4 protein-coding genes are annotated in these 6,459 nt (G+C 26.4%); 3 read left to right on the top strand and 1 reads right to left on the bottom strand.

Annotated elements, in window-relative coordinates; translation table 11 throughout:
* Positions 1 to 637 (bottom strand): cohesin domain-containing protein (locus tag BLS77_RS18955; RefSeq protein WP_242874034.1); only part of this gene is annotated, 637 nt, incomplete at its 3' end.
* A 255-nt stretch (positions 638 to 892) separates the two neighbouring features.
* Here BLS77_RS18955 and BLS77_RS18950 point away from each other — a divergent pair.
* The 3 genes from BLS77_RS18950 to BLS77_RS18940 all read left to right on the top strand — a co-directional run.
* Positions 893 to 2,395 (top strand): transglutaminase domain-containing protein, encoded by a 1,503-nt coding sequence (locus BLS77_RS18950; protein WP_089973684.1) that lies wholly within the window; start codon positions 893 to 895, stop codon positions 2,393 to 2,395.
* Positions 2,396 to 2,662: 267 nt separating this feature from the next.
* Entirely contained in the window at positions 2,663 to 5,719 is a 3,057-nt protein-coding gene (locus BLS77_RS18945; RefSeq protein WP_089973673.1) for a dockerin type I domain-containing protein, read from the top strand.
* An 87-nt stretch (positions 5,720 to 5,806) separates the two neighbouring features.
* Positions 5,807 to 6,459: cohesin domain-containing protein (locus BLS77_RS18940; protein WP_242874033.1), on the top strand; the 653-nt coding region annotated here is incomplete at its 3' end.

Below are 6,459 nucleotides of genomic sequence, written 5' to 3'. Positions count from 1 at the left end.
TCCAATTAGGAGTATAGCTTAATTTAGAATCATTATTTTCATAAACACCAGCAGTTAAAACTGGAAGTGGTTCAGGGATAGTATTTATTAATGTAATAACCTTATCTTCACCAATATATGTAATAAAATTCCCATTATTATCTGAAAGTTTAACTCTACTATTAAATGCGATTGGTGATATTAGTACATTTAATGGTGTAGTTTTTATATTTATTGTACCTTCTTTTAACACCTTAGCTTTTATTATAGCTAGTGTTCCATTAGTTGATACACCAGCGTTTGCACCAGTTAATGTAAGTCCAATACTGGCTAATCCAGTAGATACACCTTTTACTGGTTCACTAACTTTATTTGTACCAAAGATGTCACCTTTAGTAATGCTTTGAACTTCTAATAATGATGTATCGTAAGCAAAGTCTACTGATCCACCATAAAAATTAGTTATGTTTGAAATGTTAACAGCAATATCTATTGTATTACCAATTTTAGCTTCACCGTTTATTGTATATGAGACTTTAGCAGGTGTAGTAGTAGCTGCATTAGTAATTACAAAGCTTGTCCCTAATAATTGAAAAAGCATTGAAAAGCATAATATAATAAAAAGTGTTTTTAATTTGAGTTTAATGTTTAATTTCATATTTATCCCCCTATTTTAATAATAAAATGTATTATTATATTCCATATGTAATAATAATACACGGTTTTGCCATTAAAGTAAATTAGATATATTTGATATAGTATTAGTAGCTAAAAAAATAAAATAAATTAATTAAAGGATGATATAAAATAGACGAAAGTAATAGAGAATACTATTCTATAATAATGATAGGATAGAGTTGTATAAGTAATATTTTTATATGCAAAATTTGATGAAAATTAAGGGGCTGAAGAAGTGAAAAAAAGGATTGTAAAGATATTGTCTATTATATTTATTATAATGTTAGTTCCAATAGACTATAAGGTTGTATTTGCAACGGTAAACAATGAATTGCAACAAGGGGTTAGTGACAGTTCAGTAATTTATGAATCTACAATGACTAGAGAGGAATACTATAGAGATAAGGAAAATGAAGAAATAACTATAGAGACTATTGAAAATGCACAAATAATTACACCGGAATCTGAATATAGAGAAATAACTAGACAGGCATCTATAAATGATACTACTTCAGAAAAAATAAAGTTAGCCATATACCAAGGGTTAACTAATATAAATTCATCTATAGATTTATCTTTATATTGCACAGAAGTTAATTATCAAGATTATCAAAATATATATGATTTATATTTTGGTGTATTAGCTGAAAAATCAGAGATATTTTATACACCACTTGGTATAAGTATGAGTTATGCTTATAATCAATCTACAGGCAAACTAACTAAATGTACTTTATCATTAAAATATGAATATGAGAAAAATGAAATATTAAATATGAAAGAAAAATTAAATTTGAAAGTTAATTTGATAAAGGAAAGATATTTAAACGGAATAGATGATGAACTTAAAAAAGAATACATAATATATGATTACATATTAAATAATACAAGTTATGATTACGATAATTATCTAAATAATACAATACCAGATATATCTCATACATCTTATGGAGCTTTAATTAATGGACAAGCTGTATGCGATGGATATTCTAAAGCTGCAAAGTTATTATTTAATGAAGTAGGAATAGAATCTGGAATAATAACAAGTAGTACTATGAACCATGCATGGAATTATGTGAAAATAAATGGACAGTATTATAATCTAGATATAACTTGGGATGACCCAGTGCCAGAGGGGAACAAAATAAGATATAAATACTTTAATTTATCAAATAAAAAAATGGCAGAGGATCATACATGGGTTCTTGAGAAATACCCTATTTGTAATGGAGAAGCATTTGCATTTTTAAGAGAACACCAAATGTGTAGAATAAATGATAAATTATATTTAAGAGATAATACTAAAGATTCAATAGATTCAACTAATCTTGTTGGTGAAAATAAAGTAAGCGTTTTGCAAGCCATGGGAAATGGACATGGTGAGTTAGTAGCATATAATAACATATTAAACTTTGATGATGATAATGTTATTAAAAGTTATAATACTAAAAATGGATTAATTGATACTACATATAAATATAGTGGATATTTATATTCACTATATTTAAAGGATACTACATTGTTTATTAAAACTAGTAATGGAATAGAGAATATAGATTTAAATATAAGTAAAGATTTTAATTATGATAGTGTAGTAGATATTGTTGATTTAGCTATGGTTGCAATAGAATATAATAGTACTATAGATAAACCCGGAATAAATAAGCTTTTAGATTTAAACAAAGATGGAATTATAGATATTTTTGATATAGTGCAAATAGCAAAATCTATTAATTAAGGTATCTAAAAAAATTAGCACCCTAGAATAAATATATATTATTCTAGGGTATTTTTTATATTATTACAATGATTCCCTATTAAAAGTTCGATTATTTGCTTAATTGACTTTGGAAACTACTAATATTATACTTATAAAGTGATATTATGGATTGATTGTATAATTATATTAAAAAAAGTTATTAAGGAATTAAAGTAAAATATGTGGAATTTACAATTGATAATAACAAAATAATATTTTAGCTGATAATTAAAATGGAGGGTAAATATGAAGAAGTTTATGTCATTTATTTTTTGTATAATTTTTACTACAAGCTTATGTTTAGGGCAAGGAGCTATAAGTGCAAGCGGGTATGAAAATGAAAATATGGAAAATAAAGAAGTGGAAAATAAGGATATAGAAAATAAGGATATAGAGAATAAGGATATAGAAAATAAAAAAATTGAAGATAAAGGTATAGAAAATAAAAATATAGTTAATGATATCACTGAAAAGGCTGATATAAAAGAAGCAGTAGATATTATAGTTAAGGAAGAAAGTAGGGTACAAGCTGCTATGTTGGCTCCGGCGGTTCCTGCAAATACTTTTGAAGTATCTTTATCAGTAGATTCAAGTTATGAAATAGTAAATAATACAGAAAAAAACTTTAATATAACAAATACATCAAAGAGGATTGATGGTGAATATAATATAATATCTCACAATTGGGATGGGAGTATAAGATATTCTAGAGTAGGAAGGTATGGAGGAATTGATTTAGCTAAAGGTACTCGTGTTAAAATAAGTTCGAGAAGTAAAAATGAAGTGAAGCTATATATTCCTAATGAACTTAAGGGAAGTACAAGTGAAATAAGTGGACCTGTATTTAATAAGTTAACAATGGAAAATGGAAAGAATTATGAGTTTTATAATAGCTCTAATAAAATAATGCAATTATTAACAACAGCTAGTAATCTTGGTAATAATAAAGATAGATATGACATGATACAGTATAATACTAATGGGGATATATATAGTGCTGAAAATGATAAATATGGAGAAGTAAAGCTTAATGTTGGACATAAAATGAGAATAAATTTATCAAGAGGTAATATCGTTGAAGTATATATTCCATATGAGTATAAGGATATGTATAAGGAAGTAAAAGAATCTGCATTTCATAAGGTAACAATGGAAAATGGAAAGAGTTATGAGTTTAAGAATAGTTATGATAAAAAAATACAATTATTAACAACAGCTAGTAATCTTAGTAATAATAAAGATAGATATGACGTAATACAGTATGATAGCAATGGGGATATATATAGTGCTGAAAATGATAAATATGGAGAAATAAATCTTAATGTCGGAGATAAGATGAGGGTGAATTTATCAAAAGGAAATAGCGTTGAATTATATATTCCTTATGAGTATAAAGATATGTATAAGGAAGTAAAAGAATCTGCATTTCATAAGGTAACAATGGAAAGCGGAAAGAGTTATGAGTTTAAGAATAGTTTTGAGAAGAAAATACAATTAATAACAACAGCTAGTAATCTTAGTAATAATAAAGATAGATATGACGTAATACAGTATAATAGCAATGGGGATATATATAGTGTTGAAAATGATAAATATGGAGAAGTAAATCTTAATGTTGGACATAGCATGAGGGTGAATTTATCAAAAGGGAATAGTGTTGAATTATATATTCCATATGAGTATAAAGACATGTATAAGGAAGTAAAAGAACCTGTCTTTTATAAGGCAATAATAAAAAATGAAAAAAATTGTGAAATTTATAATAGTTCTAATAAGAAAATAAAAGTATTAACAACAGCTAGTTTGTATACAAATGGAAATAAATATGACATGGTTAAGTATAATTCAAGTGGCGATATATATAGTAATAATAAAAATGAATATAAAGATATAGATTTGAATGCTGGAGACAAAATTAGGATGAATATAGCAATAGGGGACAGTATTGAAGTAGATATTCCGTATGAGTATAAAGATATGTATAAGGAAGTAAAAGAACCTGCATTTTATAAGTTAGCAATGGAAAAGGGAAAGAATTATGAATTTAAGAATAGTTTTGGTGAAAAAATGCAATTACTAACAAGTATAGATAGTTCTAGTGATGGAAATAAATATGACATGGTTAAGTATAATTCAAGTGGAGATATATATAGTAATAATAAGAATGAATATAAAGCTATAGATTTGAATTCTGGAGATAAGATTAGAATTAATGTATCAATAGGGAACAATATTAAAGTATATATTCCATATGAGTATAAAGATATGTATAAGGAAGTAAAAGAACCTGCATTTCATGAGTTAACAATGGAAAAAGGAAAAAATTATGAGTTTAACAATAGTTCTAATAAAAATATAGAAGTATTAACAAGTGCGGGTAGTTCTAATAATGAAGGTAAATATGACTTGCTTAAGTTCGATTCAAGTGGAAATATAAAGAGTAATTTTAAGAATGAATATAGAGATATAGGGGTTAATGTTGGAGAAAAAATTAGGATCAATATAGCAATAGGAGAGCATATTAAATTATATGTTCCATATGAGTATAAAGATATGTATAAAGAAGTAAAGGAACCTGTGTTTCATGAGTTAACAATAGAAAAAGGAAAAAATTATGAGTTTAATAATAGTTATAGTAAAGAAATTGAATTAATAACAAGTGCGAATAATTCTAGTAGTGAAAATAGATATGACATAATAAAGTATAATAAAAGTGGAGAAAGATATAGTGGTTATAATAATAACTATGGTTCAATAGATTTAAATTCTGGAGATAAAATGAGAATAAATTTATCGAATGGAAATAATATTAAAGTATATATACCTTATGAGTATAAAGATATGTATAAGGAAGTAAAAGAACCAGTGTTTTATGTGCTTAATATTAAACCAGGAAAATCATTTATATTTAAGAATAATTTAAATACAAGAACGCAAATATTCAGTAATGCAAATCATTATGGGGGAAGATATAATTTTGATATGTATAGTAGTGATGGAACTAGTACCGCGGAAGTGAAAAATTCTTCTGGTTCTATAAGTTTAGGTGCTGGTGAAATTGTTGATATAAAACTATCAATGGGAGCTGAATTTAGTTTTTATTTACCTTATGAAATTATGAATGGAATTGTAGAAAAAGGAGATATAAATAATGATAAAGTAATTGATGTTTTAGATTTAGCACAAGTGGCTGTAAAGTACAATGAAAAATCTAATATACAAAAATATAATAAGCATGATATAAATAGAGATGGAATTGTTGATATATATGATATTGTCTTAATAGCTAAAAAATGTGCTTAGGTATCTGAAAAAATCTAAGAATATTTGGTTTGTTATTTAGTTTAGAATGCCTTAGTGAAAATATATAGTTAAAAAAGGAGAGAAATTTTGAAGAAGATTTTAGGCTTATTAATAGTATTAGGTATGGCATTTAGCACTACAGTTTTTGCAGCTAGTGAACCACAGGTTAGCTTTATTGTTGATGGAAAAGTTGAAAAAGGTGAAAAAATTACAATAAATATAATGGCAAAGGATGTTTCTAATCTTTATACATTATCAGCGGATTATATTTATAACCCCGAATTTATAAAGGTAAGTTCCATTGAAGGTGGTAGCTTAATTAAAGATAGTAAATATAACTTAATGGAGCCAGGTGGACAAGTTGATAAGGATGGTAATAGAGCTAATTATCAAATGACATTTACAGGGAAAGTTAATGGGGTAAGCGGTTCTGGTGAAATAGTTAAAATAGAAGCTGAGGTTTTAAAGGATTTTACAATAGAATTAACAGAAGAAAATATGAAGGTTAAATTTGTGCAAGTAGATAAAAACTACAATGTTGATAGAATGAGTTTTGTTTTTAATAGTTTTAAAATTGAAGGAAACACAGAAAATAGTGGTAGTACTGGTGAAACCACAGATGGTGCTTCAAATGAAGAAAAATTAGGGGAGACTAGTGGAGAAACACCTAGTGGAGAAAATACAAATGCTGAGGTTACAGCCAGTGAAGAGACTGAAAGTGAAACGGCAAAACCTAGTTT

Source organism: Clostridium gasigenes (assembly GCF_900104115.1).
Lineage (GTDB): Bacteria > Bacillota > Clostridia > Clostridiales > Clostridiaceae > Clostridium > Clostridium gasigenes.
This window is presented reverse-complemented; position numbering and strand designations above follow the sequence as displayed.

What these genes read in the sequence shown, in the direction of transcription:
- BLS77_RS18945 (WP_089973673.1), top strand. Translation starts at nt 2,663, where the DNA reads ATGAAGAAGTTTATGTCATTTATTTTTTGTATAATTTTTACTACAAGC.